This window comes from Oleiphilus sp. HI0061, from assembly GCF_001635675.1.
In genome coordinates, this window is the sequence record NZ_LWFE01001873.1 from 1 (window position 1) to 767 (window position 767).

The 767-nt window shown below is 46.7% G+C and carries 1 protein-coding gene; it reads right to left on the reverse strand.

Going from position 1 to position 767, the window contains the following annotated elements; all coding sequences use genetic code 11:
* Nucleotides 1–767, reverse strand: a 767-nt coding sequence (locus A3735_RS28430) for a calcium-binding protein (protein WP_304440038.1), incomplete at both ends; no start/stop codon positions are given.

Below are 767 nucleotides of genomic sequence, written 5' to 3' on the forward strand. Positions count from 1 at the left end.
GTCCGAGGTGATATGGTCATCACTATCCGTTCCTAGGTTAGTTCCATTGGACAAGTTGTCGACAATGAGAGATAAACTTGAACCATCAGCAAATCGAGCTTCACGGATGTACGAGAAAGTCGTCTGCGACATAGCGATCACATCACTTTCATTCGAGCCATAATTTATCTTAATAAAACTGTCGCTTGTAGGATCTTGAGAAGAAGGTCTCGCATAGGTATAAATATCGCCAGCATTCAAACCACCCTCAAAAGCTAGGATATNGATGCCTTGGGTATCAGTAATATAGATCGTACCGTCACCGGGCTTCACGATAAAGGTATCATTACCCGCGCCTCCGTCTAAGCGGTCTGTACCCGAGCCTCCAGATAAAACGTCATCACCTTTTCCACCCTGGATCTGGTCATTACCTGCGCCGCCATATAATTGATCATCACCTTCACCGCCGTAAAGCCAGTCATGCTGCTCCCCGCCATTAAGACGGTCATTCCCTTCGTCGCCATAGAGAACATCACTACCTTCATCACCATTAATTGTGTCGGAGCCCGTTCCCCCATAAAGCCAGTCAGTCTCACTCCCACCATGAAGCGTATCATTTCCACCATTGCCGTATATTGTATCGACGCCAGCACCGCCTTTTAGGGTATCGTTACCGCTCCATTCTTCTTGGAATTCGACATAATCATCAGCCGTAATTAAGCGCTCTACACCCTCCTTATTGGTATAAGACAGATACTGACCTTCAGCTGTGAAAAAGCCATTGTCGT